The sequence below is a fragment of the Microbacterium sp. USHLN272 genome (assembly GCF_037149655.1).
Classification (GTDB): domain Bacteria; phylum Actinomycetota; class Actinomycetes; order Actinomycetales; family Microbacteriaceae; genus Microbacterium; species Microbacterium galbinum.
On record NZ_JBBCRA010000001.1, the window covers coordinates 1,780,452 to 1,804,239 of the forward strand.

At 69.1% G+C, this 23,788-nt stretch carries 19 protein-coding genes; 8 read left to right on the top strand and 11 right to left on the bottom strand.

The window, feature by feature from the left end:
* Nucleotides 1–2 precede the first annotated feature (2 nt).
* Nucleotides 3–701 carry a GTP pyrophosphokinase gene (locus tag WFJ97_RS08570; protein ID WP_247623715.1) on the bottom strand — a complete coding sequence of 233 codons (699 nt, stop codon included), beginning with the start codon at nucleotides 699–701 and terminating at the stop codon, nucleotides 3–5.
* 106 nt (nucleotides 702–807) lie between these two features.
* Here WFJ97_RS08570 and WFJ97_RS08575 point away from each other — a divergent pair, with 106 nt between their 5' ends.
* Nucleotides 808–2,919 carry an APC family permease gene (locus tag WFJ97_RS08575; RefSeq protein WP_442928427.1) on the top strand — a complete coding sequence of 704 codons (2,112 nt, stop codon included), beginning with the start codon at nucleotides 808–810 and terminating at the stop codon, nucleotides 2,917–2,919.
* 114 nt (nucleotides 2,920–3,033) lie between these two features.
* Here WFJ97_RS08575 and WFJ97_RS08580 read toward each other — a convergent pair whose 3' ends face one another.
* From WFJ97_RS08580 to WFJ97_RS08620, 9 genes are all read right to left on the bottom strand, one after another.
* Complete coding sequence (locus tag WFJ97_RS08580) at nucleotides 3,034–4,194, bottom strand: SLC13 family permease (RefSeq protein ID WP_442928428.1); 1,161 nt, start codon at nucleotides 4,192–4,194, stop codon at nucleotides 3,034–3,036.
* Between the two features lie 86 nt (nucleotides 4,195–4,280).
* Nucleotides 4,281–5,309 (bottom strand): ornithine cyclodeaminase, encoded by a 1,029-nt coding sequence (locus tag WFJ97_RS08585; protein WP_336641163.1) that lies wholly within the window; start codon nucleotides 5,307–5,309, stop codon nucleotides 4,281–4,283.
* Entirely contained in the window at nucleotides 5,306–6,835 is a 1,530-nt protein-coding gene (locus tag WFJ97_RS08590) for a leucyl aminopeptidase (RefSeq protein WP_336641164.1), read from the bottom strand. Before WFJ97_RS08590 ends, WFJ97_RS08585 begins: the two co-directional genes overlap by 4 nt.
* Nucleotides 6,832–8,265 carry a M14 family zinc carboxypeptidase gene (locus tag WFJ97_RS08595; RefSeq protein ID WP_336641165.1) on the bottom strand — a complete coding sequence of 478 codons (1,434 nt, stop codon included), beginning with the start codon at nucleotides 8,263–8,265 and terminating at the stop codon, nucleotides 6,832–6,834. Before WFJ97_RS08595 ends, WFJ97_RS08590 begins: the two co-directional genes overlap by 4 nt.
* Nucleotides 8,262–9,890, bottom strand: coding sequence for an ABC transporter ATP-binding protein (locus WFJ97_RS08600; RefSeq protein ID WP_336641166.1), 1,629 nt, complete (start codon nucleotides 9,888–9,890; stop codon nucleotides 8,262–8,264). The genes WFJ97_RS08595 and WFJ97_RS08600 overlap by 4 nt, the downstream gene beginning before the upstream one ends.
* Complete coding sequence (locus WFJ97_RS08605; RefSeq protein ID WP_336641167.1) at nucleotides 9,883–10,440, bottom strand: GbsR/MarR family transcriptional regulator; 558 nt, start codon at nucleotides 10,438–10,440, stop codon at nucleotides 9,883–9,885. The genes WFJ97_RS08600 and WFJ97_RS08605 overlap by 8 nt, the downstream gene beginning before the upstream one ends.
* Nucleotides 10,441–10,552: 112 nt before the next feature.
* Nucleotides 10,553–11,449: an ABC transporter permease gene (locus WFJ97_RS08610; RefSeq protein WP_336641168.1), complete on the bottom strand. Its 897-nt coding sequence runs from the start codon at nucleotides 11,447–11,449 to the stop codon at nucleotides 10,553–10,555.
* A complete protein-coding gene (locus WFJ97_RS08615; protein ID WP_336641169.1) occupies nucleotides 11,442–12,368 on the bottom strand; it encodes an ABC transporter permease in 927 nt (308 codons plus the stop codon). The genes WFJ97_RS08610 and WFJ97_RS08615 overlap by 8 nt, the downstream gene beginning before the upstream one ends.
* A gap of 17 nt (nucleotides 12,369–12,385) precedes the next feature.
* Nucleotides 12,386–13,981: a peptide ABC transporter substrate-binding protein gene (locus WFJ97_RS08620; protein WP_336641170.1), complete on the bottom strand. Its 1,596-nt coding sequence runs from the start codon at nucleotides 13,979–13,981 to the stop codon at nucleotides 12,386–12,388.
* A gap of 117 nt (nucleotides 13,982–14,098) precedes the next feature.
* Between WFJ97_RS08620 and WFJ97_RS08625 the strand changes: the two genes are divergently transcribed.
* The 7 genes from WFJ97_RS08625 (at nucleotide 14,099) to WFJ97_RS08655 (ending at nucleotide 23,485) form a co-directional block, all read left to right on the top strand.
* Nucleotides 14,099–15,556: an amidase gene (locus WFJ97_RS08625; protein ID WP_336641171.1), complete on the top strand. Its 1,458-nt coding sequence runs from the start codon at nucleotides 14,099–14,101 to the stop codon at nucleotides 15,554–15,556.
* Nucleotides 15,557–15,743: 187 nt separating this feature from the next.
* The gene (locus tag WFJ97_RS08630; RefSeq protein ID WP_247623718.1) at nucleotides 15,744–15,833 is read left to right on the top strand and encodes a potassium-transporting ATPase subunit F; all 90 of its coding nucleotides are present in this window, start codon (nucleotides 15,744–15,746) and stop codon (nucleotides 15,831–15,833) included.
* Complete coding sequence (gene kdpA / locus WFJ97_RS08635) at nucleotides 15,833–17,512, top strand: potassium-transporting ATPase subunit KdpA (protein ID WP_336641172.1); 1,680 nt, start codon at nucleotides 15,833–15,835, stop codon at nucleotides 17,510–17,512. The genes WFJ97_RS08630 and kdpA overlap by 1 nt, the downstream gene beginning before the upstream one ends.
* A 2-nt stretch (nucleotides 17,513–17,514) precedes the next feature.
* Nucleotides 17,515–19,695 carry a potassium-transporting ATPase subunit KdpB gene (gene kdpB / locus WFJ97_RS08640; RefSeq protein ID WP_336641173.1) on the top strand — a complete coding sequence of 727 codons (2,181 nt, stop codon included), beginning with the start codon at nucleotides 17,515–17,517 and terminating at the stop codon, nucleotides 19,693–19,695.
* Nucleotides 19,696–19,707: 12 nt separating this feature from the next.
* Entirely contained in the window at nucleotides 19,708–20,310 is a 603-nt protein-coding gene (gene kdpC, locus WFJ97_RS08645) for a potassium-transporting ATPase subunit KdpC (protein WP_336641174.1), read from the top strand.
* Nucleotides 20,307–22,817, top strand: coding sequence for an ATP-binding protein (locus WFJ97_RS08650; RefSeq protein WP_336641175.1), 2,511 nt, complete (start codon nucleotides 20,307–20,309; stop codon nucleotides 22,815–22,817). The genes kdpC and WFJ97_RS08650 overlap by 4 nt, the downstream gene beginning before the upstream one ends.
* Nucleotides 22,814–23,485, top strand: coding sequence for a response regulator (locus tag WFJ97_RS08655; RefSeq protein ID WP_282185384.1), 672 nt, complete (start codon nucleotides 22,814–22,816; stop codon nucleotides 23,483–23,485). Before WFJ97_RS08650 ends, WFJ97_RS08655 begins: the two co-directional genes overlap by 4 nt.
* 6 nt (nucleotides 23,486–23,491) lie before the next feature.
* On the opposite strand, the gene WFJ97_RS08660 is transcribed toward WFJ97_RS08655, so the two are convergent.
* Nucleotides 23,492–23,764 carry a DUF1905 domain-containing protein gene (locus WFJ97_RS08660; RefSeq protein WP_336641176.1) on the bottom strand — a complete coding sequence of 91 codons (273 nt, stop codon included), beginning with the start codon at nucleotides 23,762–23,764 and terminating at the stop codon, nucleotides 23,492–23,494.
* Between the last annotated feature and the right edge of the window lie 24 nt (nucleotides 23,765–23,788).

Consider the following 23,788-nt stretch of genomic DNA (forward strand, 5'->3'; position numbering starts at 1 on the left):
GGCTACACCTCGACGATGCGCGGCGGGGGAGGCGGGGCGAGCTGGCGCTTCGGCACCCCGTGCGCCTCGCGGTGCAGCCGCTCCATCCGGGTGTCGAGTTCGGCGGCGGCCTCGGCCGCATCGCTCAGGCTGTCGACGAGATGCGAGGGCACCTGGTTCGAGAACTTGTAGTAGATCTTGTGCTCGAGGCTGGCCCAGAAGTCCATTGCGATCGTGCGGAACTGCACCTCGACCGGCACCGACAGCGCACCGGTCGAGAGGAACACCGGCACCTCGATGATCGCGTGCAGGCTCTTGTAGCCGTTGGGCTTGGGGGTGGCGATGTAGTCCTTCACGACCCGCACGGTGATGTCGTCCTGCGCGGTGAGCAGATCGAACAGCCGGTAGACGTCGGCGACGAAGCTGCACGTGACGCGGACGCCCGCGATGTCGGTGATCTCGGAGCGGATGAGCTCGAAGTCGGGCTCGTCGATGCCCTTGCGCGCAAGCTTCTCGACGATGCTGTCGGGAGACTTCAGCCGGCTCTTGACGTGCTCGATCGGGTTGTACGCGTGGTCGTGGGTGAACTCGTCGCGCAGGATCGAGATCTTCGTCTCGACCTCGCGCATGCCGAACTCGTACTCGCGCAGGAACCGCTGGAACTGGTCCCGCAGGGCCTTGGTCTCCTGGATCGAGATCTCATCGACGGGGAGGGTGGTCATGATCTCGACGTTATCCACCCGTGATCGGAAACGGCTGTGCATCCGTCCGTCCGCCGCGTGAGGATTTCGTGAGGGCGCCCGCCCGGGCCGTAGGGATTCCGTGAGGATGCCGTCAGGATGCCGTTCGGCAGGAGTAGTGTCGCCGGACGTGTCGGAAGAATTCAGAGAGGGCGGCGATGCGCCGGCGGTCAAGCGCATCCTCATCGGCGAACCCCTGACGAGCGCCCAGGTCGACGACCAGTTGCTGCCGAAGCGCATGGCCCTGCCGATCTTCGCGTCGGATGCCCTCAGCTCGGTCGCCTACGCCCCGCAGGAACTCGTGATGATCCTGCTGATCGGCGGGCTCACGTTCCTCTCCTTCACCCCGCTCGTCGCGGTGGCGGTCGTGGTGCTGCTGATCGTGGTCGTGCTCAGTTACCGCCAGCTCATCAAGGCGTATCCCTCGGGCGGCGGCGACTACGAGGTCGCCTCGAAGAACCTGGGCGAGATCCCCGGCGTGATCGTGGCGGCCGCCCTGCTCGTCGACTACGTGCTGACGGTCGCGGTGTCGGTCGCCTCCGGTGTCGACAACATCATCTCAGCGCTGCCCGGCCTCGACCCGTTCCGCGTGGAGCTGGCGGTCGGGTTCGTGATCCTCATCATCATCGTGAACCTGCGCGGAGTGCGCGAGGCATCCCTCGTCTTCGCGATCCCCACCTACGTCTTCATCGGCTCGGTCGGGTTGATGATCGTGACCGGACTGGTGCGCACGTTCCTCGGCGATGCGCCGGTCGCCTCCAGTGCCGACTTCTCGGTGCAGGCCGAGAACCTCAGCCAGGCCGCGGTCATCCTGCTGATCCTGCGCGCCTTCTCGAGCGGATGCTCCGCCCTCACCGGCGTCGAGGCCGTGTCGAACGGAGTGCCCGCCTTCCGCGCGCCGAAGGTGCGCAACGCGCAGTCCACCCTGGTGCTCATGGGCACGATCGCGATCTGCCTGTTCTCGGGCCTCACCGCCCTCGCGCTCATCACCGGCGTGCACTACGCCGAGAACCCCTGCGATCTCATCGGCTTCGACTGCACGAACCCGCAACCCAGCCTCATGGCGCAGATCGCTTCCGCGACGTTCGGCGGTGGGAGCATCCTGTTCTTCGTCGTGCAGGCCGCCACCGCGTGCGTGCTGCTGCTCGCGGCCAACACCGCGTTCAACGGATTCCCGCTGCTGGGCGCCGTGCTCGCCCGCGACGGCTACGCCCCGAAGTCGCTCAACACCCGCGGCGACCGCCTGGTGTTCTCGAACGGCATGATCCTGCTGGGCATCGCCGCGATCGTCGTGCTCGTGGTGTTCCAGGCGAAGCTGACGACGCTGATCCAGCTGTACATCATCGGCGTGTTCGTGTCGTTCTCGCTCGGCCAGATCGGCATGGTGCGGCACTGGCGGCGCGTGCTGCGCGGGCACGGTGCGGCGTCTCACGACGGGGGCGCGGCATCCGATCGCCGATCCGCCCGCGTGGGCCTGGTCATCAACTCGGCCGGCGCGACGCTCACCGTGCTGGTGCTCCTCATCGTCACGATCACGAAGTTCACGCACGGCGCCTACCTGGTGTTCTTCGCCATCCCGATCCTCGCGTTCCTCATGCTCGGCGTGAAGCGGTACTACCGCGACGTCGACCACGAGATCGCGATCGACGACACGACGCGGTTCGGGGCATCCGGCGACGTCGCCATCGTGCTCGTCAACAGGCTGCAGAAGCCGGTGATGAAGGCGATCGACTACGCGGTCGCGGCGAAGCACGGCAAGACGATCGCGGTGCACGTGGCCGTGGCATCCGACGACGCCGCCGAACTGCAGCGACAGTGGGCCGACCATCTCGTGCCGATCCCGCTCGTGATCGTGGAGTCGCCGTACCGCTCGTTCGCGCAACCCGTGACGCAGTTCATCAAGCAATACCGCGAGAAGCACGGCTCATCGGTGGTGACCGTGTATCTGCCGCAGTACATCGTGGGCCACTGGTGGGAATCGTTCCTGCACAACCGCCGCGCCCGCCGCCTGGCGAACCAGCTGATGCTCGTGCACGGCGTCTCGATCACGCTGGTGCCGTGGCTGCTCGACTCGTCGGAACTGATCTACGGCCGCCGCTCGCGTCCCCTGCCCGGGCAGGAGCGAGCCGGTCGCCCGGTCGCCCCGGTGGTCGTCTCGGGCCGTCGCGCGCACCGGCCGGAGGGCCCGCCGCAGGAGTAGGTCGCGTCTCTTCAGAGGCGGAGCTCTCGGCGTTGGGCGGAGTTCTCACCGTTGGGCGGAAGAATCCGACGCGAACATCCGCCCCACAGGGAGTTCTCCGCCCATCGGCGCCCGTCAGGCCACCAGCAGCAGCGCGAGTACCGCCACCGCGACGGTCGGGATCGCCGCGATCGCGCCCCACATCATGAACCGGCCCCAGCGGATCTCGACGCCGAGAGCGGTGATCCGGTGGTGCCACAGCAGGGTCGCGAGCGATGCCCACGGCGTGATGAGGGGGCCGAGGTTCACCCCGATCAGCAGTGCCATGAGCGCGACGGGGTCGCCGGCCGCGGGCTCGAGCACGAGGTACGCCGGCAGGTTGTTGATCGCGTTGGCGCTGACCGCGCCGAGAGCGGCGAGACGGAAGAGGTCGCCAGGACCGTCGCCGGCTATCGGGGTCGTCAGGAAGTCCAGGATGCCGCGGGCGTGGAGCGTCTCGACGATCACGAACAGGGCCCCCGCGAGCGCGAGCGCCTGCCAGGGTACGAGACCGAGCCGCAGCGCGCGGCGCCGGCGCACGGCGAACAGCACGATCAGCGCGAGGGCGGCGACGGATGCCGGAATCCACACGTCGTGCGTGAGGGCGAGCAACGGCATGAGCACGACCAGGATGCCGGTGGCCGACCAGAAGAGCACGGGATCGGCCGAGCGGCGCGGCGGCGGCACCTCGTAGGCCGAGAACAGAGTGCGCCGATGCACGAGGGTGAGGATCGCCACCGGGGTCAGGATGCCGACGAGCGTGGGCGCCCAGCTCAGCGCGAAGAACGCCCCCGGACCGCCCATCTGCGACGCCGCGAGCAGGTTGGTGAGGTTCGACACCGGCAGCGCCAGCGATGCGGTGTTCGCGAGCCACACGGTCGCCAACGCGAAGGGGATCGGCGGCACCCCGATGCTCTGCGCCAGCACCACCACCACGGGCGTGACGATCACGGCGGTCGTGTCGAGCGAGAGGAACACCGTGCTCACGACGGCGAGCGCGATCACGAGCCCCCAGAGCAACAGAACCCGGCCGCGACCCCAGCGGGCGAGGCGCTGGGCGACCACGTCGAACACGGCGGCGTCGCGGGCGAGCTCGGCGACGATCGTGATCGCGACCACGAACCCGAGCACGGGCGCGATCCTCTCGCCGAGCGCCCCGGCATCCGCCCCCGGCAGGATGCCGGTGAGCACGCACACGACCGCGACCGCGACGAGCCCGATGACGACCCACGTTCCGGCAGCCAGCCGGGTGACGATGTTTCCCACCTCGTGAGCATAGGCCCGTTACCCCGTCGCCGACTCCGGCGGGAGCGAGACTGAGCTCTCCTCGAAGCGGCCGCCGGTCAGGCGACGGGGACAGGCGAGGTCACGAAGCCGAAGAGGTCCTTCGGGTCCTCGGGTGCGGCGACGAGGTCGATCTCGGTGTCGAGCCCCGTGCCCGCGAGGTCGGCGCGCAGGTGACGCAGGGCCGAGAAGTCCTCGATCGCGAAACCCACCGAGTCGAAGATCGTCACCTGCTCCGGCGAGGTGCGCCCCGCAGCCATCCCGTTCAACACCTGCCAGAACTCCGTCACCGGGAAGTCCGCGGCGACGTTCTGGATCTCGCCCTCGACACGCGTCTGCGGCGTGTACTCCACGAACACCGGACCCCGCTCGAGGATCCGCGGGTCGAGCTCGGTCTTGCCCGGGCAGTCCCCACCGATCGTGTTGATGTGCATGCCCGGGGCGACATCGGCATCCGTCAGCACCTGCGCGACCGCCTTGTCGGCCGTGCACGTCGTGACGATGTCGGCGCCGGCGGCGGCCTCCGACGCCGAGGCGCACACCGTGATGTCGAAGCCGCGCGGGGCGAGGTTGCGCACGAACTTCGCCGACGCCGCAGGGTCGACGTCGTAGATCCGCAGGCGTGACACCCCCAGGACCCCGCGGAACGCGAGAGCCTGGAACTCGGCCTGGCTGCCCGCCCCGATCATCGCCATCGTCGACGAATCGGGGCGCGCGAGCTTGCGGGCGACCATCGCCGACGTCGCCGCCGTGCGCAGCGCCGTGAGCATGGTCATCTCGGCGAGGAACACCGGGTAACCGTTGTGCACATCGGCGAGCACACCGAACGCGGTCACCGTCTGGTACCCGCGGCCCGGGTTGAACGGGTGACCGTTGACGTACTTGAACGCGTAGACGTCGGGGTCGCTGATCGGCATGAGCTCGATCACGCCGAAGGGCGTGTGATTGGCGACGCGCTCGCTCTTGTCGAATGACTCCCACCGGCGGAAGTCCGCCTCGATCGTGTCGGCCATCTCGGTCATGATCGTCTCGGCTCCGCGGCGCGAGATCCACTCGACCATGTCACCCACTCCGACGAACGCGGTCATGCGGTCACCTCAGAATCGTCAGCCAGGGCGCGGGCGACCTCCACGAGGGTCCGCACCGGCACACCGGTCCCGCCCAGCGGCATGTACCCGTAGGCCGAATCGGAGTTGTAGGCGGGGCCGGCGATGTCGAGATGCGCCCACGCGACTCCGTCCTCGACGAACTCCCGGAGGAAGGCCGCCGCACCGAGCATGCCGGCGGCGGGCTTGCCGACGTTCTTGAGGTCGGCCGTGGTCGACTCGTAAGCAGCCAATACCTCCTCGGGGATGGGCATGGCCCACATCGGTTCGCCTGTCGCATCGGCTGCGCGAACGACGGCGTCGCGTGCACTCGGCACGCCCATGACGCCCGAGGTCCGATACCCGAGCGCGGTCACCTGGGCGCCGGTGAGGGTCGCGAGATCGAGAAGCAGATCCGGCCTCTCCTCCTGCGCAGCCACCAGAGCATCGGCGAGAACCAGTCGCCCCTCGGCGTCGGTGTTGATGACCTCGACGGTCTTGCCGCCGTAGATGCTGACGACGTCGCTCGGGCGCACCGCCGACCCCGACGGCATGTTCTCGGCCAGCGCCAGCCATGCCGTCACCCGCACGGGCAGCTCGAGCTCCGCGATCGCGAAGAGCGCCTGAGCCGCCGCCGCAGCGCCGGCCATGTCGGACTTCATCTTCTCCATGTTCGCCGCGGGCTTGATCGAGATGCCCCCGGAGTCGAACGTGATCCCCTTGCCGACGAGCGCGAGGTGGCGGGTCGCGCCAGCCGGGTCATAGGAGACCTTGACCAGCCGCGGCCCCCGCACCGACCCGGCTCCGACGCCGATCAACCCCCCGAATCCTCGTTCGCGCAGCTCGTCGTCGTCGATGACGTCGACGACGACGGAATCACCCTGGCGCTGCGCGCGCTCCACGATGGCATCGGCGAACGACGCGGGGAACAGGTGGGACGGGGGCTCGTTCACGAGATCGCGTGTGGCGGCGACGGCGCGAGCGAGGATCGTGGCGCGATCGAGTGCCGATCGCGCGTCTCCTCCGACCGCGATCGCGATGGTCCGCCCGGCGATCGTCGCGCTGCGCTCGGCGCGATGCGCGGTATGGCGATACGCGCCCAGCAGCGCCCCCAGCGCCACGGCTTCCGCACTCGCGGGATCGTTGACGGGAAGCGCGATCCCGATACGCTGCGCGGATTCGAGGGATCGCAGCGCCGAGCCCGCCGCACGCCGCAGCACCTCGTCACGGGCCGCGACGTCGTCCGAACCGGCGCCGGCGAGGTCGCCGAGGCCGACGAGCACGACGGATGTCGAAGCGATCGAGGCCGGCGACGGTACACGCGCGACCGCGCCCACCGCTCCCTTGTGCCCGACCGCCGCTGCGGCGGTCGTGAGCGTGGACGAGATCTCGTCCGGCAGCGCGGGCGCTGCGACTGCGAGAGCACCGTCGCGCGTGCCCACACCGACGACGAGCACATCGACGTCGGCCGAGGCGGCTTCTCCGGACAGGATCTGCAGTGTGGGGAGCGTGGTACCGATGAGTGTCATGATGCGTCTTCCAGACGGGCGCGAGTGCGAACGCGATGCGCATGATGCGCGACGAGGCCGAGCACGGCTCCGTACTGCACCCCGACGACGTCGGTGACGGGAATGCCCTCGGGACGCTCGTCGGAATCACGCCGAGCCAGCCACCCGTTCCACGATCGCTCCAGATCCGCGGCTGCCCGCCGGACCGTCGCGGGCGCCGACCCGGCGGCGACCTCGGCCCGCAGCGCGCGGAGCAGTGCTCCGCCGAAACGCAGACGGTACATCCACACGACCGACATCGGCCGCTCGGCCACGATCGCGACCCGATCGTTCGCGGGGTCCTCGGCACGGTCGATCATGTGCTGTCCTGCGCGCGTCATGCCGGGCACGAACGCCTCCGCACTGCGCAGGAACGGCGAGTCGATGGTGAGCGACGACCGGATGCTGTCGAGCACCGCGCAGAGGTGCGTCCCCGTCTCCACGAGCGCCTCCCCCGCCTCACGCAGAAGGTCCGCGTAGTTCGTGCCGGACGGCTGCGTGTCATCGGCGCCGAACGTCCGCCAGATGGGGAGTTCGGCGATCAGCGAGAGTGTGCCGTAGCGGCTCGCATAGCTGGTCGAGGACTGACCGGCCCCTCCGGGCGGCGCAGGGTCGAGGTCGTTCTGGACGCGCCATTCGTAGACGTCCTCCGACGTCCCGGCGGCGAAGACGGCCGGCGCCAGCTCGGTGAAATGCGAGGCTTCGGGCTCGCCGAGGTGCAGGGGGATCCCGAGTTCGGCGGGAAGGCGATGCAGCAGCGGCGCCAGGTCGCGTGCGTCCGGAGAGAGGTAGTAGTAGGCGCCGCCCGTCTCGGAATTGTGCAGGGGGATGTAGAGGTCGGGCCGCACCTCGTCGATGGCGCGCTGCAGAGCCCGTGTCTCGGGGAGCGTGGCATCGAAGTACTTCTTCTTGTAGTCGATCGGGAACGTCCACTCCACCTGCTCGTGCCCCGGCGGACGATAGAAGTGGCGAAAGTAGGTCTCGCCGTCGAAGGGCTCGTCGAACCACCCCTCGTTCAACCGCATGCCGTCGGGATCGATGCAGGGGATGACGTGCCACACCGCGTGCAGGCGCTCCCGGAGTGATCCGTCGCGCAGAAGGTCGTCGATCAGACGGATGACGGTGTGCGAGCCGATCGGCTCGTTCGGATGGATGCCGCCGACCACCAGACACCGCGTGCGCCGATCGTCGGCATCCGTCCCGCCGTCGACGGTGTACTGCATGATGGGCTCGCCCAGACGGGAGGTGCCCACGCGCCTCTTCGTGACCAGGTCGGGGAACTCCTCGCGCAGCGCTTCGACGCGCTCCAGCAGTTCGTCGACCGTGGGGTATCCGTCCAGCTCCGGCAGGGAGGATGCCCGCATCACGATCTCGTCGTCGGAGATCGTGGCCGCCATCGCTTCCGTCGTCATACCCGTCCTCTTTCTCTTCGTCGTCTCTGCTGGTGTTTCGGGTCCGGCACGGGCGCTGCGTCGAGAAGCCGTCGGGTGTAGTCCTCCCGCGGATTCGACAGGACCTCACGCCGTTCGCCCTGCTCGACGATGCGGGCATTGCTCATCACCACAATCCGATCGGCGAGGCTGTCGACGACCGCGAGATCGTGGCTGACGAACAGGCAGGCGAAGCGGAGCTCGTGCTGCAACCGGCGAAAGAGATCGAGCACGGTGGACTGCACCGAGACGTCGAGGGCGGAGGTCGGCTCATCGGCGATCAGCAGGAGTGGGTCGAGGGCCAGGGCGCGGGCGATCGCGACGCGCTGTCGCTGTCCGCCCGAGAGTTCGTGCGGATACCTCGTGGCCCACGACCGGGAGAGGCCCACCGCGTCGAGGAGCTCGTCGGTGCGGGTCTTCAGCACCTTCCCCCGCATGCGGCCGTGCACGCGGAGCGGTTCGCCGATCGACTCCGCCATGGTCCACCGCGGGTCCAGCGCGCCCTGCGGATTCTGGAAGACGATGCCGATCTTCTTCTTCAGCTCGATGGCCTCGCGGCGCGGCGCGCGCACGGCATCGACGCCGTCGATCACGATCCGCCCCTCGGTCACCGGGGCGAGCCCGGTGATGGCCTTACCGATCGTGGACTTGCCCGATCCTGACTCCCCGACCAGCGCCACGATCTCGCCGCGCGCGATGCTCAGCGACGCGTGCTCGACCGCGGTGACGGAACGGATGCCCCGTCGGTACTCGACGCTCAGATCATCGACCTCGAGGATGGGCACGCCGTCGGCGATGGACTCGCGTTCCGCCACGTCCAGTCGAGGCACCGCCTGAAGGAGCTGCCGCGTGTACGCCGCCTCCGGGCGCGCGAAGATCCGGGCGACCGTCTGCGTCTCCTCGACCTGGCCGTGTCGCATCACCACGACGCGGTCGGCCACGTCGGCGACGACACCCATGTCGTGGGTGATGAGCAGCACGGCCGTTCCCTCACGTTCACGGATGCGCAGGAGGAGGTCGAGGATCTCCCGCTGCACCGTGACGTCGAGTGCCGTCGTCGGCTCGTCGGCGATGAGCAGCTCGGGATCGCACGCCAACGCCATGGCGATGACCACGCGCTGCGCCTGCCCGCCGGAGAGCTGGTGCGGGTACGACCGTGCCCGCCGCTCCGGATCACGCACCTCGACCGACGCGAGCAGTTCGATCGCGCGAGTCCTGCGCTCGCGGGCGGAAAGATCGGGGAAATGCCGGCGCAGCGTCTCGCGGATCTGGAATCCGACGGTGAAGACCGGATCGAGGGCGCTGAACGGGTCCTGGAAGATCATGGCGATCCGTCGTCCGCGGATCCTCTGGAGTGCGCGCTCGTCGAGCTGGAGGAGGTCGTCGCCGTCGAAGGAGATCCGCCCGGTCACCTCGGCCGTGCGGGGCAGCAGACCCAGCACGCTCATCGCCGTCACGGACTTCCCCGACCCGGACTCGCCGACCACCGCGACGATCTCGCCTCGGCCGATATCGAAGGAGACGCCGTTGACGGCTCGCACCGAGCCTCCTCGGCGAGTGCCGAAGTCGACCGTGAGGTCGGTGATGCTCAGAAGGGGATCACTCACGGTCTCTCCGTTCGCTGTCGCGTTCGATCGCGGCGATCATCTCCGCGGGCAATGCGGCCGGGGGCGGCGTGTCCTCGTCCTGGTCGCGATAGGCACGCCACTGGTCGAGCAGGTTGTGGTGGAACTGGTCGACCCAGGCCATGTAGCGACTGCCGTTGCGCAGCCTGCGCGCAGGGGCGGGCTCGGAACCCGCGGAGGTCGACATCGCGGTGCGCAGCACCTCTCCCATCCGCTGCAGGCCGACCTTCTCGCGGCTGAGGAACGCACCCCACACATCTTCTTCCGCGCGGAAGCGGGCGACACGACTGTGCGACACCGACAGTCGGGTGATGTACCCGGAGTCCATGAGCGCGCGTGTCGACGTCGAGATGCTGCCCGGGCTGGCGTCCAGGAGCCTCACCAGATCGGCCGACGTCAGCGAGGGCTCGTCCGTGATGATCAGAAGCCCGAGCACGCGCCCGTTCATCCGCTTACCCCGCATCAGCTCCCACGCATCCGTGAACCGATCGATGAAATCGATCATCTCGTCGCTCAGTGCATCCAGCGCCATCTCGAGACGCCCCTTTCGTCTTCATCGGTCCATGTCTGCGGCGACGTCCGGCGTCGTCCGCGTGATTCCCACAGGCTAACGATGCGGCACGTCGGTGCCCGTCCATCGCCGCTCATGATCGTCCCCGCGGGTCGAGGGCATCCCTGAGCGCGTCGCCGAGCATGATGAGGCTGATCACCGTGACGGTCAGGAAGATGCTGGGGAACACCACCGTGTGCGGAGCGAGCTGGAAGTACGACTGCGCGGTCGACAGCTGCACCCCCCAGGAGATCGACGGCGGCACCAGGCCGACGCCGAGGAATGTCAGCGTGGCTTCGGCCCCGATGACCCCACCGACCATCGTCGCGGCGATCGCCAGGGTGGGGGCGAGGGAGTTCGGCAGGACGTGCGACAGCACCACGCGCAACTGCGAGAAGCCCAGCGCGTGCGCCGCCTGGACGAACTCGCGCTCGCGCACCTCCTTGACCGAACTGCGGATCAGTCTCGCGAACGTCGGCCACGAGAAGAAGGCCAGCACGGCAGAGAGCAGCAGAGGCGTGCGGTCGGGCGCCGTGTTGAGCACGATGATCGCGCCGAGGAGGAACGGGAAGCCCAGGACGACGTCGGCGCCGCGGGCGATGAGCGAGTCGACCCAGCCTCCGCGGTACCCGGCGAGCGTTCCCAGGACGACGGCCACGATGAGGCAGATCGCGGTGGTCGTCAGGCCGATGAAGAGCGACGTGCGTGTGCCGAAGAGCACGTTGGCCATGACGTCGCATCCCTGCACGTCGGTGCCGAACGGATGCCCCGGCCCGGGAGGACGGTTGGACGCGAGCAGATCGCACGCCCGGGGATCGCTCTGACCGAAGAGTCCGGAGAGGAACCCCGGTGCGACGGCGATGATCGCGAGGCAGCCGAGGAGAGCCACACTCACCCAGAACTGCACGCGTCCGCGCAGCGTCGCCCAGAGTCCGCGTGTGGTCGCGCGGTCGAAGTTGCCGTCGATGGCGACGGTCGCAGGCTCAGTCATTGCGGATCCTGGGGTCGAGGAGCGAGGAGATGACGTCGACGACGACATTGGTGACCAGGAAGATGAGGACGAGCGTGGTGGCGACGCCGACGACGACCGTGCCCTGCTGATCCTGAATGGCCTTGTAGAGCAACTGGCCGACGCCGTTGATGTTGAAGATCGCCTCGATGACCACCGTCCCGCCCAGCAACGAGCCCAGTTGGATCGCCAGCACGTTGACCACGGGTGCTGCGGCATTGCGGGTGACGTGCAGCCCGACGATGTCCCGACGCGAGAGGCCCTTGGCACGGAGCGTGCGGACGAAGTCCGATTGCATCGTGTCGATCACGCTGCCGCGCATGAGGCGCGACACCCCCGCCAATCCGTAGATGGCGATGATCAGCGCGGGCAGGATGAATGCTCGTGGCCACCCATCGCCGACTCCGGCGATGGGTGTCCACTTGAGCATGATGCCGAACACGTACTGGGCGGTGATGCCCATGACGAACACCGGGACCGATTCGGCGATGATGGTGCCCAGCAGCACCGACTTGTCGATCGCCGACCCCTGACGCAGCCCGGCGACCAGCCCCAGGACGACGCTGATCAGGACCGTCAGCCCCCACGCGGTGAGGGCGAGAGTGATGGTCGTCGGCCAGCGGCTCGCCATCTGCTCGCTCACCGACTGGCCGGTGAAGGTCGTGCCGAGATCTCCCTGGAACAGCCCTCCGAGGTAGTTCAGATACTGCTGCCAGATCGGCTGATCCAGACCGTACTGCTCGCGCAGCTGCTGCTGCACGCTCTCGGGGAGGGGGCGCTCGCCGCCCAGCGCCTCGATCGGATCACCGGGCAGCAGGAACACCGCGCAGTAGATGACGAACGTGACGCCGAAGAAGACGATGACGAGCTCCAGCAGTCGCCGGCTGAGAAATCTCCACATATGCGGGGCCCGGTGATTCAGTCGTCGGCGAGGACGATCGCGGTGAGAATGGGCTCGCCCACGCCCGACGCGGTCACCTTCTGAACGCGATCAGACGTGACGTAGTTGTACGACTCGTCGAACAGCGGCACGATCGGGAAGTCCTCGGCGAGGAGCTCCTGCACCTGCGCATACGCCGTGCCGTCCTCGCCGCCGGTCAGATCCGCCTGCTTCAGCGCGGCATCCACCTCGGGATCGAGAGCGCCGCCGCAGTTGTTGCACACCGGAGCGCTCGAGAACATCGCCCGCAGGGTCGACTGCTGGCTCGGGTAGAGGGCGCCCCAACGGGAGAAGAAGGGCCCGTCGAGCGCCTGGGTGTTCCTGGCCTCGCCGAACTCCGCCCATCCGACCGAGGGCCGCGCGACGGCTTCGATACCGAGGTTCTGCCGCAGGGAGTTCGCGATCGCGTTGAAGAGGTCCTCGTGACCTGCCCCACCGGGGAAATGGATCGTGAGTTCACCCTCGAATCCGCCGGCCTCCTCGAGCAGCGCGGCGGCGGCATCCGGGTCGTACTCGCAGTACTCGCCGCACACGCCGTCGGGGTTGCCGGGCATGACCGCCGGTGTCCAGGCCGTGGCCGGCGTGTTGAGCCCGCCGTAGATCGCCTCGTTGATGGCCTCTCGATCGATCGCCATCGAGATCGCCTGGCGTACACGGACGTCGGAGTAGCGCTCGTCCCAGTAAGGGATGCCGAGGTAGTTCATCCCGGGGGCCGAGAAGCTGTAGATGTTCTTCTCGTCGAAGTCGCCGGACACCTGAAGAGACCGGGTGGCCGGGAGCGCCGTGAGGTCGAGATTGCCCGCCAGCGCATCGGTGTACGCCGTCAGACGATCGCTGTAGGGCACCCAGGTGATCTTGTCGACCGTCGGCTCCGTGCCCTCGTAGTCGTCGAAGCGTTCGGCGACGAGCGGTTCACCCTCGACCCATTCGGTCGTGAGCGCGAGCGGACCGTTGCCGATCGGCTTCTTCCCGTAGGCCGCCAGATCGTCGAAGGCGCTCTGAGGCATCGGGTAGAAGGCCGTCTGAGCCTGAGACAGCTGCACGGGGAACTGGCTGTCGGGCTGGCTCAGCGACACCGTGAAGACGTGATCGTCGACCACTTCGAGACCCGACATGCTGTCGGCGATCGGCTCGCCCTCCGCGGGATTGAGGTCTGCGTAGCCCTCGATGGACGCGAGCTGACCCGAGTTCGCGAACGCGTTCGTCCCGAGGGCGACCGCGTTCCAGCTGTCGACGTAGTCCTGAGCGGTGACCGGCGTGCCGTCGTGGAACGTCCAGCCATCGCGAAGTGTGATCGTCCAGGTTGTCTTGTCGTCGCTCTCGACCGACTCGGCGGCGACATAGCTGAGCTCGCCGCCGGCATCGATGAACGTGAGCGGGCTGAAGATCGACATCATGAGGCCGTAGACGTTGCTCTGGCGGCCGGGGTTGAGATCGGGCACCGGATCGGCGGATCCGATGACGAGTTCGCGCGAGGAATCGGCGGTGTCATCCGATCCGCCGCTCGAGCATCCCGTGAGTGCGACGGCGAACACCGCTGTCGTCGCGATTGCGGCTTTCCACAGACCTTTCATAAAACTCCTCCTCGAGTAGTGGGGGTCCGTTCACCTTACGTTTACGATTTTCTAAACGTACAGTATGTTCGAAAGCCGGAACAGAAGCGATACTTCCACGAAACATGAGGAGCGCTCGTGAGCTCGCACGTCGCCTACGAATCGGAACTGACCTGGCTGAGCACGCGTGAGCTGGCTGCGCGCATCGCCTCGGGCGAGATCTCGGCGCGCGAGGCGCTCGCCGACCATCTCGCCCGAAGGGATGCCGTGAATCCGGCGCTCAATGCGATCGTCACCCGGGATGACGATCGCGCCGCCGATCGCGCAGAGCGCGCGGATGCCCGCAGGGCGGCAGGAGAGCCCCTCGGCGCCCTGCACGGTGTGCCGATGACGCACAAGGAGTCCACCGACGTGGCCGGACTGCCGACCACCCGAGGCTCGGCGCTGCTCCTCGACAACGTCCCGACCCAGGACGCCCTGATCATCCGGCGAATGCGGGCTGCCGGAGTGATCACCAGCGGGAAGTCCAACGTGCCGGAGTTCACGGCCGGCTCGCACACGTTCAACGAGGTCTTCGGCACGACGGTCAACCCGTGGGACACGACCCGCTCGGCGGGTGGATCGTCGGGAGGAGCCGCAGCCGCGATCGCCGCCGGCATCCAGGCATCCGGAGACGGATCCGACATGGGAGGGTCGCTGCGGACACCGGGGTCGTTCACCAACATCGTCGGGATGCGCCCGACCAACGGGCGCATCCCGCATGCGCTGCCCGCGAACCCCTGGGAGTGGCTCGCCCAGCCCGGATTCATGGCGCGGACCGTCGGCGATATCGCACTCCTGATGTCGGTTGCCAGCGGCCCGGCGGCGGGGGCGCCGCTGTCGATACCCGAGTCCGGCTCGGTCTTCGAGCGTCCGGAGTTCACCCACCCCGAGCGCCATGTCGCGGGTGCCGGCCTGGCGGGGCTCCGCATCGGTTTCTCGAGCGACCTCGACGGACTCCTCCCCGTCAACCCCGAGGTTGACGCGGTCGTCCGCTCCACCGTGGGCGTCTTCGCGGGCGCCGGCGCGCAGGTCGACGACGTCATCCCCGACCTGCGCGATGCCGACGAGGTCTTCCGCGTGACCCGGGCGTACGACTTCGCCGCCGACTACCGCACGCTGGTGCGCGAGCATCGCGACGAGATCAAGGACGCCGTCGTCTGGAACACCGAACTCGGCCTCGCCCTCACGGTCGACGATCTGCTCTCCGCCGACGAGGCGCGATGCCGTCTGGCCTCCGCGGTCGAGTCGTATTTCACGACGCACGATCTGCTCGTGCTGACCTCGGCACAGGTCGCCCCGTTCGACGCCCGGCTCGAGTTCCCCCGTGAGGCCGGCGGCGTGCGGCTCAAGAACTACCTCGAGTGGATGCGCGCCTCGACGATCATCTCGGCGACCGGCTGCCCGGCGGTGTCGGTGCCGGCGGGCTTCACCCCCGACGGACTGCCGGTCGGGGTGCAGCTGGTGGCGGCACCCGGTCGCGACGTCGACCTGCTGCTCGCCGCGCAGGCGTTCGAGGAGCTCACCGGTCATCATCGCCGGCGTCCCGTGCTCTGAGCACCCCGAGCGGATGCCGTCAGCAAACCGCATGCATCCGCGCGAGGCACGTAGGGGAACCGTGAGGAACCGGTGAAGACCTGCGCGAGCGGAGTTGTATCGGTGACGTGCTCGACATCCTCTACCTCGCGCTGACTCTCGCGCTGTTCGCCCTCGTCTCGTTCGCCGCGAAGGGGGTGGAGAAGCTGTGATCGTCTTCGAGATCATCGCCGCGGCCCTCGCCGCCGCGGCCGTCGTCTACCTCGTGATCGCCCTCGTCGCGGCGGAGCGCATCTGATGGGCGCCGAGATCTGGTTCGGCGCGCTGCAGGCCGCCGTCCTCATCGTCGCCCTCGTGCTGCTCTACCGCCCGCTCGGCGACTACATCGCCCACGTCTTCACGAGCCCGCGCGACGCCCGCGTCGAGCGCGGCGTGTACCGCGTGATCGGCGTCGACCCGGCATCCGAGCAGACCTGGCGGGCCTACGCCCGCAGCGTGCTGGCGTTCTCGCTCGTGGGTCTGCTGCTCGTCTACGGACTGCAGCGACTGCAGGCGTTCCTGCCCGAGTCGCTCGGCCTGCCCGCCGTGCCCGAGGGCCTCGCGTTCAACACCGCGGCGTCGTTCGTGGCCAACACCAACTGGCAGTCGTACTCGCCCGAGCAGACCATGGGCTACACCGTGCAGCTCGCAGGTCTCACGGTGCAGAACTTCGTGTCGGCGGCGGTGGGCCTCGCGGTCGCGGTCGCGCTGATCCGCGGCATCGCCCGCCGCGGCTCGACCACGATCGGCAACTTCTGGGTCGACCTGATCCGCGGACTCGGACGCCTGCTGCTGCCGATCTCGATCCTCGCGGCGCTCGCCCTGCTCGCGGGCGGTGTCGTGCAGAACTTCGCCGGCTTCACCGACATCACCACGGTCGCGGGGAACCCGCAGACGATTCCGGGCGGACCCGTCGCCTCGCAGGAGGCCATCAAGCTGCTCGGCACGAACGGCGGCGGCTTCTTCAACGCCAACTCCGCGCACCCCTTCGAGAACCCCACCGGGTTCACCAACCTGCTGCAGATCCTGCTGATCCTCGCGATCCCGTTCGCGCTCCCCCGCACGTTCGGCCGCATGGTGGGCGACCACCGCCAGGGCTACGCGATCGCCGCCGTGATGGGCACGATCTTCCTCGTCTCGACGTTCGCGCTCTCGGCCCTCGAACTCGCCGGCCGCGGCACCGCCCCCGAGCTCGCCGGAGCCGCGATGGAGGGCAAGGAGGTGCGCTTCGGCATCCTGGGTTCGGCCCTGTTCGGCAGCGCGAGCACCCTCACCTCCACCGGTGCGGTCAACTCGATGCACGACTCGTACACGGCGCTCGGCGGCATGATGCCGATGCTCAACATGATGCTCGGCGAGGTCGCCCCCGGTGGCGTCGGATCGGGTCTCTACGGAATGCTCGTCCTCGCGATCCTCGCCGTCTTCGTCGGCGGGCTGCTCGTGGGCCGCACGCCCGAATACCTCGGCAAGCGCATCGGCCCGAAGGAGATCAAGCTCGCGAGCCTGTACATCCTCGTCACGCCGACCCTCGTGCTCCTCGGCACGGCGCTGAGCTTCGCGATCCCCGGCATCCGGGCGGACGTCGAGGCCACCAGCATCCTGAACCCCGGTGTGCACGGCATGAGCGAGGTGCTCTACGCGTTCACGTCGGCGGCGAACAACAACGGCTCGGCGTTCGCCGGTCTCACCGCCAACACCCCGTGGTTGAACACCGCGCTCGGCGTGGCGATGCTGCTCGGGCGCTTCCTGCCGATCGTTCTCGTGCTCGCCCTGGCAGGTTCCTTCGCCGCGCAGGAGAAGGTGCCCGAGACCGTCGGCACCCTGCCCACCCACCGGCCGCAGTTCGTCGGCCTGCTCCTCGCCGTGACGGTCATCGTCACCGCGCTCACCTACTTCCCGGTGCTCACCCTGGGCCCGCTCGCCGAAGGACTCGTCTGACCATGACACTCATCACCACTCGAGAAGCGGATGCCGCGGCATCCGCCCCGTCCGCCGACAAGAAGCCGCGCACGTTCGGCTGGCCGCAGCTCGCCGCCGCCCTGCCCGGTGCGCTGCGCAAGCTCAATCCCGCCGCCCTCGTGCGCAACCCCGTGATGCTGATCGTCTGGGTCGGCGCCGCGTTCACGACCGTGCTCGCGATCGCCGAGCCGTTCCTCGGCGGCCCCGGAGAGTCGGGCGGCACCCCCGTGCCCGCGCCGTTCACCGCCGGGATCGCCGTGTGGCTGTGGCTCACCGTGCTCTTCGCGAACGTCGCCGAGTCGGTCGCCGAGGGCCGCGGCAAGGCGCAGGCCGCGAGCCTGCGCAAGACCCGCACGAGCACCATGGCGCGACGGGTTCTCGCGGGGGGCCCTTCGACAGGCTCAGGGACCCGACTTCTCGACGCGGAGACGGCGACCGAGAGCGTCTCGTCGGCCGAACTGCAGCGTGGCGACCTCGTGGTCGTCGAGGCGGGCGAGCTCATCCCGGGCGACGGCGACATCGTCGCGGGCATCGCGACCGTCGACGAGTCGGCGATCACGGGCGAGAGCGCCCCGGTGATCCGCGAGTCGGGCGGCGATCGCAGCGCCGTCACCGGCGGTACGCGCGTGCTGTCCGACCGGATCGTCGTGCGCATCACCTCCCAGCCGGGCGAGACGTTCGTCGACCGCATGATCGCACTCGTCGAGGGTGCGAGCCGTCAGCGCACTCCGAACGAGATCGCGCTGAACATCCTGCTCGCGAGCCTGTCGATCGTGTTCGTGATCGTCGTGCTCGCCCTCAATCCGATCGCGTCGTACGCGGCGTCGCCGGTCAGCATCCCGGTGCTCATCGCCCTGCTCGTGTGCCTCATCCCGACGACGATCGGCGCGCTGCTCTCGGCCATCGGCATCGCCGGAATGGACCGCCTCGTGCAGCGCAACGTGCTCGCGATGTCGGGCCGCGCGGTCGAAGCCGCCGGAGACGTCACCACGCTCCTCCTCGACAAGACCGGAACGATCACCTACGGCAACCGCCGCGCCCACGAGGTGCTGCCGCTGCCCGGGGTCGACGCCGACGAGCTGCTGCGCGTCGCCGCTCTCGCCTCGCTCGCCGACCCCACGCCCGAGGGCGCGTCGATCGTCGATCTGGCGGCGAGCCGCGGCATCCGCATCGACGAGCAGACGGATGCCGTCGTCGTGCCGTTCACGGCGCAGACGCGCATGAGCGGCCTCGACCTCGCCGACGGCACGCAGATCCGCAAGGGCGCCGGCTCCGCGGTGCGGGCGTGGCTGAGTGGGGGCCCTTCGACAGGCTCAGGGACCCCGCTCCTGGACGAGCTGACGGATGCCGTCGCCTCCAGCGGCGGAACGCCCCTCGTCGTCGCGGTGAAGGGCCCGTCGACAGGCCCAGGGACCGGCAAGGAGGAAATCCTCGGCGTCGTGCACCTGAAGGACATCGTCAAGGACGGCCTGCGCGAGCGGTTCGACGAGCTGCGCAGCATGGGCATCCGCACCGTCATGATCACGGGCGACAACCCGCTCACCGCGAAGGCGATCGCCGCCGAGGCCGGGGTCGACGACTTCCTCGCCGAAGCGACCCCCGAAGACAAGCTCGCCCTCATCCGGCGCGAGCAGGAGGGCGGTCGTCTCGTCGCGATGACCGGCGACGGCACGAACGACGCTCCGGCGCTCGCGCAGGCCGACGTCGGCGTGGCGATGAACACGGGCACGTCGGCAGCGAAGGAGGCCGGCAACATGGTCGACCTCGACTCCGACCCGACCAAGCTCATCGACATCGTGCGCATCGGCAAGCAGCTGCTCATCACACGCGGCGCCCTCACCACGTTCTCGCTCGCGAACGACATCGCCAAGTACTTCGCCATCATCCCGGCGATGTTCATGGGCGTCTTCCCCGGCCTCGCGGTGCTCAACGTCATGCAACTGCACTCCCCGGCATCCGCCGTGACCAGCGCGATCATCTTCAACGCGATCGTGATCGTGTTCCTCATCCCGCTGGCGCTGCGCGGCGTGAAGTACCGCCCCGCGAGCGCCTCGCAGATCCTGCAGCGCAACCTGCTCGTCTACGGGCTCGGCGGCGTGATCGCCCCGTTCATCGGCATCAAGCTGATCGACCTCGTCGTCAGCCTCCTCCCCGGCTTCTGAAAGGCCCCCCTCATGTCGTCCACCCGCACCACCGTCCGCACCGCGGGCGTCGCCGTCCGCGCGATGCTCGTCCTCACCCTCGTGCTCGGCGTCGGTTACACGCTCGTCGTCACCGGCATCGGCCAGCTGATCCTGCCCGCGCAGGCGAACGGCTCACCCCTCGCCGACGACAAGGGGAGCGCGCTGATCGGCCAGTCCTTTACGGATGCCGACGGCGACGCCCTCCCCGAGTACTTCCAGTCCCGCCCCTCCGCTGCCGGCGACGGCTACGACGGCGCGGCCTCCAGCGGCAGCAACCTCGGCCCCGAGAACGCCGACCTGATCGCCGCGATCGAGGAGCGCACAGCCACCATCGCCGAGCGCGAGGGCGTGAGCCCCGCCGAGGTGCCGGCCGACGCGGTGACGGCATCCGGCTCGGGACTCGACCCGCACATCAGCGTCGCGTACGCCCTGCTGCAGGTGCCGCGGGTGGCGGCAGCGCGCGACCTCGACGAAGGCACGGTGCGCCAGCTCGTGGAGTCTAGGATTCAAGGGCGGGATCTGGGATTCCTCGGCGAAGAGCGCATCAACGTCGCCGAACTCAATCTCGCGCTCGATGAGCGGGAGGGCGAATGACACGAGAGCGGCGGGGCCGTCTCCGCGTTCTCCTCGGCGCGGCCCCCGGCGTCGGCAAGACCTTCGAGATGCTCGCCGAGGGGCGACGCCTGCTCGACGACGGCCGCGATGTCGTGATCGCGGTCGTCGAGACCCACGGCCGTGCCGCGACCCTCGCCCAGACGATCGGTCTGCCCGAAGTGCCGCGGCGCACCACCGAGCACCGGGGCGTCGCGCTCACCGAGCTCGACGTCGACGCCGTGATCGCCCGCCGGCCCGAGATCGCCCTGGTCGACGAGCTCGCGCACACGAACGTTCCGGGTTCGCGGCATCCGAAACGCTGGCAGGACGTCGAGGCGATCCGGGATGCCGGGATCGACGTCGTCACGACCGTGAACGTGCAGCACATCGAATCGCTCAACGCGGTGGTCGAGAAGATCACCGGCATCGCGCAGCAGGAGACGATCCCGGATGCCGTGGTGCGGGCCGCGGACGAGATCGAGGTCGTCGACCTGGCCCCGCAGACCCTCCGCGACCGCCTCTCGGCGGGTCTGGTGTACCCGGCCGAGCGCATCGACGCCGCTCTCTCGAACTACTTCCGGCTGGGCAACCTCACGGCGCTGCGCGAACTGGCCCTGCTGTGGCTCGCCGACGAGGTCGACAGCGCCCTGCGCAGCTACCGCGCCGAGCAGGGCATCGAGGGCACCTGGCAGGCGCGCGAGCGCGTGGTCGTGGCGTTGACCGGAGGCCCGGAGGGCGAGACCCTGCTGCGTCGCGGTGCCCGCATCGCCGCACGTTCGGCGGGCGGCGAATTGCTCGCGGTGCACATCTCCACGCAGGACGGCCTGCGCGACGAGACCCCCGGCGCACTCGCGGCGCAGCGCGCGCTGGTCGAATCTCTCGGCGGCAGCTTCCACCAGATCATCGGCGACGACATCCCCGGCGCCCTCGTCGAATTCGCGCAGGGAGCGGATGCCACGCAGCTCGTCATCGGCGTGAGCCGGCGCGGGCGGCTGATGGCGGCACTGACCGGACCGGGCATCGGCTCCGAGGTCATCCGCCGCTCGGGCGACATCGACGTGCACATCGTCACGCACGCCGCCGCCGGCGGACGCATCGCCCTCCCCCGGATCACCGGCGGGGCACTCGGCTGGCGACGGCAACTGCTCGGCTTCGCGGTCGCGCTCGCCTTCGGGCCGCTGCTGTCGTGGATCATGTTCGCATTCCGCAGCCCCGAGTCGATCACCTCCGAGGTGCTCGCGTATCAACTGCTCGTGGTCGTGGTGGCCCTGATCGGCGGCATCCGTCCCGCCGTGTTCGCGGCCGTGCTGTCGGGCATCACCCTCGACTTCCTGTTCGTCGCGCCGCTGTTCACGATCACCGTCGCGCACCCCCTGCACGTGCTCGCCCTCGCGCTCTACGTCGTGATCGCGATCCTCGTGAGCATCATCGTCGACCAGGCCGCCCGCCGCGCCCGCACCGCCAAGCGAGCGACCGCCGAGGCCGAACTGCTCGCGGCCGTCGCGGGCAACGTGCTGCGCGGGGACAACGCCGTGCTGGCGCTCGTCAGCCGCACGCGCGAGGCGTTCGGGCTGAGCGGCGTGCGACTGCTCACGGCCGAGGGCGAGGTGCTGGCCAGCGACGGCGAACCCCTTGCCGACGGTCGCACCACGACGGTCGAGGTCGGCGCGTCGCACGCCGTGCTCGAACTCAGCGGCGATGCGCTGGACGCCCCGGCCCGGCGCCTGCTCGATGCGATCGTGGCGCAGCTCTCGGCCGCGATCGAGCACACCGGGCTGCGCGAGACGGCGAAGGAGGCCGCCGCACTGGCCGAGACCGACCAGGTGCGCAGCGCCCTGCTCTCGGCGCTCAGCCACGATCTGCGCCGCCCGCTCGCCTCGGCGGTCGCGGCGATCGGCGGACTGCGCGGAGCCCACGACCTCTCGCCCGACGACCGCGCCGAGCTGCTCGCCACGGCCGACGAGAGTCTCGCGACCCTCTCGACCCTCGTCACCGACCTGCTCGACGTCAGCCGGGTCGAAGCGGGCGTGCTCGCGGTCTCATCGACGCGCCTCGATGCCACCGGCCCCATCCTCGCCGCGGTCGACGAACTCGGTCTCGGGCCGGCCGACGTCGAGCTCGCCCTGGATCCGGCTCTCCCCGCCCTGCAGGCCGACCCGGTGCTGCTGCAGCGCGTGATCGTGAACGTGCTCGCGAACGCGCACCGCCACTCCCCCGCCGGAACCCGCGTGCTCGTGTCGACGAGCGCCCTAGGAGAGCGGGCCGAGATCCGCATCATCGACCGCGGCGAGGGCGTGCCGGTGGAGCGGCGCGACAGCATCTTCCAGCCGTTCCAGCGCTTCGGCGACACCGACAACACGACCGGCCTGGGTCTCGGACTCGCCCTGTCACGCGGTTTCGCCGAGGGCATGGGCGGTAGCCTGACTCCCGAGGACACCCCCGGGGGCGGCCTCACGATGGTCATCTCACTGCCGCTGGCCGGCGCCGACACGGAGGACACGGAGTGAAGCTCCTCATCGCCGACGACGATCCGCAGATGGTGCGGGCGCTGCGCATCACGCTCGCCGCGCACGGATACGAGGTGGTCGTCGCGGCCGACGGTGCCGCCGCGGTCGCCGCCGCGGCCCAGACCCACCCCGATCTCATCATGCTCGACCTCGGCATGCCGCGACTCGACGGCATCGAGGTGATCCAGGCCCTGCGCGGCTGGACGAACGTTCCCATCATCGTCGTCTCGGGACGCACGGGCTCGGCCGACAAGGTCGAGGCGCTGGATGCCGGGGCCGACGACTTCGTCACCAAGCCGTTCCAGGTCGACGAGCTCCTCGCCCGCCTCCGTGCGCTGTCGCGGCGCGCGGTTCCGGCCGGCGGCGAGTCGACCGTGGCGTTCGGCGACGTGGTCGTCGACCTCGCGACCAAGACCGTCACGCGCGGCGGATCGCGCGTGCACCTCACCCCGACGGAGTGGCGGATGCTCGAGCATCTGTCGCGGCATCCGGGAGCCCTCGTCACCCGCCAGGACCTGCTGAAAGAGATCTGGGGCAGCGAGCAGGTCTCCGACTCCGGCTACCTGCGGCTGTACATGTCGCAGCTGCGCAAGAAGCTCGAGCAGGAGCCCAGCGCGCCCGTGCACCTGCTGACCGAGTCGGGGATGGGCTACCGCCTCGTCGTCTGAACCGCGCTATCGCGGGGTGACGGTCACCTGAACCTCGTCGCCGATGTCCTTGCCGAGCGCCTTGCGCACCTTCGCGCTCAGCGAGACCATGTGACCGCCGGTTCCCGTGACCATCGCACCGACGTTCTCCAGGATGAGGTCGTCGACCACGGCATCGACCCTGACGGTCTTCCCCGTGCCGAAGAACTCGGCCGAATCCGGGATCTCGACGCAACTCCACGTCTCGCCCTTGACGTCGACGCCGATCGCCGTGGTGAATGTCTTCTTGTCGGTGGCCATGCGCACACGATACCGAAGTGATGT

Coding starts and splice junctions, on each gene's coding strand:
- WFJ97_RS08570 (WP_247623715.1), bottom strand. CDS start 701: ATGACCACCCTCCCCGTCGATGAGATCTCGATCCAGGAGACCAAGGCC.
- WFJ97_RS08575 (WP_442928427.1), top strand. CDS start 808: ATGCCGTCAGGATGCCGTTCGGCAGGAGTAGTGTCGCCGGACGTGTCG.
- WFJ97_RS08585 (WP_336641163.1), bottom strand. CDS start 5,309: ATGACCGCGTTCGTCGGAGTGGGTGACATGGTCGAGTGGATCTCGCGC.
- WFJ97_RS08590 (WP_336641164.1), bottom strand. CDS start 6,835: ATGACACTCATCGGTACCACGCTCCCCACACTGCAGATCCTGTCCGGA.
- WFJ97_RS08595 (WP_336641165.1), bottom strand. CDS start 8,265: ATGACGACGGAAGCGATGGCGGCCACGATCTCCGACGACGAGATCGTG.
- WFJ97_RS08605 (WP_336641167.1), bottom strand. CDS start 10,440: ATGGCGCTGGATGCACTGAGCGACGAGATGATCGATTTCATCGATCGG.
- WFJ97_RS08610 (WP_336641168.1), bottom strand. CDS start 11,449: ATGACTGAGCCTGCGACCGTCGCCATCGACGGCAACTTCGACCGCGCG.
- WFJ97_RS08615 (WP_336641169.1), bottom strand. CDS start 12,368: ATGTGGAGATTTCTCAGCCGGCGACTGCTGGAGCTCGTCATCGTCTTC.
- WFJ97_RS08620 (WP_336641170.1), bottom strand. CDS start 13,981: ATGAAAGGTCTGTGGAAAGCCGCAATCGCGACGACAGCGGTGTTCGCC.
- kdpA (WP_336641172.1), top strand. CDS start 15,833: ATGGGCGCCGAGATCTGGTTCGGCGCGCTGCAGGCCGCCGTCCTCATC.
- kdpB (WP_336641173.1), top strand. CDS start 17,515: ATGACACTCATCACCACTCGAGAAGCGGATGCCGCGGCATCCGCCCCG.
- kdpC (WP_336641174.1), top strand. CDS start 19,708: ATGTCGTCCACCCGCACCACCGTCCGCACCGCGGGCGTCGCCGTCCGC.
- WFJ97_RS08650 (WP_336641175.1), top strand. CDS start 20,307: ATGACACGAGAGCGGCGGGGCCGTCTCCGCGTTCTCCTCGGCGCGGCC.
- WFJ97_RS08660 (WP_336641176.1), bottom strand. CDS start 23,764: ATGGCCACCGACAAGAAGACATTCACCACGGCGATCGGCGTCGACGTC.